At 62.8% G+C, this 1522-nt stretch carries 1 protein-coding gene; it reads right to left on the bottom strand.

The window, feature by feature from the left end; all coding sequences use genetic code 11:
* Positions 1-319 precede the first annotated feature (319 nt).
* Positions 320-1522: ATP-binding cassette domain-containing protein (locus EOM25_14860; protein NCC26458.1), on the bottom strand; the 1203-nt coding region annotated here is incomplete at its 5' end.

The raw sequence follows: 1522 nt of genomic DNA, 5'->3' as shown, positions 1-1522 counted from the left end.
GTCATGAAGACCACGGTCCTGACCTGGGGCGTTCTGGGCAAGGTCACCCTTCCGGGCATCCTGGGCGTTTCACCGTGGATGGTCATTTCCTTGTTCATTCTGGCCTGTCTGGCCCTGTTTGCCCTGTTTGAGAAAAAGGGTCTGTAGGTCTTCTGTCCTTTCGTACGCACCAGGCAAGGCCCGGTTCCGCATGGAGCCGGGCCTTTTTTATTCGGAAAACCGAACAAGATGGTGGCGGGATGAATGGTACCCTTGGAAAGGTCGATAGAAAAAGTTTGCCAGTCGAGCCGACCAAACTCAAGGGGAAAGGAAGTCTGCGTCAATCCGGCCTTCCATTGTCCAGCCGAAGCACGTTCCAGGTCAAGGTGGGCAAGGACTCGGGGTGGTGGGTGACCACGACCAGTGTCCGGGGCCGACTTGTGGCCTGGGCCAGAATGTGGCCGATCCGTTGCCGCCAGGTTTCGTCCAGTCCGGAAAAGGGTTCGTCCAGAAGGACGAGATCGGGTTCATTGGCCAGAGCCCGGACCAGGCCGACCAGGCGCTGCTGGCCAAAGGACAACTGGGCGAAAGGCCGGGTCAGGAGGTCGTCCAGACCGTGTTCACGGGCCAAATCCTTGGCCCGTTCGCATCCCTGATCGTTGGCCCGGATCGGTGGGAAACCGCCCGAAAGGCCCGAGGCGATCACATCCGGAACTTGAGCCGAGGGCGGGATCAAGGTCTGGAGGGACGGAGAGAATTCGCCCATCCTGGCCCGGACGGACTGGACGTCGCGCAGATCGGGATCCCCGAACCAGACCACCCGGCCCGGGGCCAGGGGGCGGACCCGGCCGGCCGCGAGGGCCAGCAGGGTGCTCTTGCCCGCGCCGTTGGGGCCGAGGATGGCCCAATGCTGTCCTTGCCGGATTTCCCAGTTTTCGACATCCAGAATGATTCGTCCCGCTCGACGGACCCGGCAATGTTCCATCCGGATCAGGCAAGGGCAATCGGGGACGGATGGACCAGGCCTCCGGATGGGGGCGGACTTGACCGAAAGCGACTGAGCGGGCCTGGATCGGATTACGCCTTCGGGCAGTTCCAGAATCCTGTTCACGCAGGTCGGGAGTTCGTCCGGCCGGTGGGTGGACAGAACCAGACGCAGCGTCATTGCTTCGGCCATGCGGTCCAGCGTTTCGGCCAGGTTCGATCTGGTTTCCGGGTCCAGGGAGGAGGCGAACTCGTCCCAGACCAACACCCTAGGTCTGGCCAGCCAAGTTCTGGCCAGGAGGACCTTCCAGGCTTGGCCGGTGGACAGGGAGGACCAGGGTCGGTGGAGAAGGTCTTGGATTCCGAAGAGTGAGGACGTCATGCTGGCTTCGCGGGTTTTTTCCGGAGTCGTTTCCAGGGGCGGGTGGATGGCGTCCCCAGGCCCTCCCAGAATGACCTTGAGCACCGAAAGGAACGGGGCGTGGCGAGCGAAGGTTTCCAGGGTCTCAGGACCCAGGAAGCGGATCAGGGGCCGGATCGGCAGAGGGCTCGAGGTCGG

It is taken from the genome of Deltaproteobacteria bacterium, assembly GCA_009929795.1.
Taxonomy (GTDB): domain Bacteria; phylum Desulfobacterota; class Desulfovibrionia; order Desulfovibrionales; family Desulfomicrobiaceae; genus RZZR01.
This window is presented reverse-complemented; position numbering and strand designations above follow the sequence as displayed.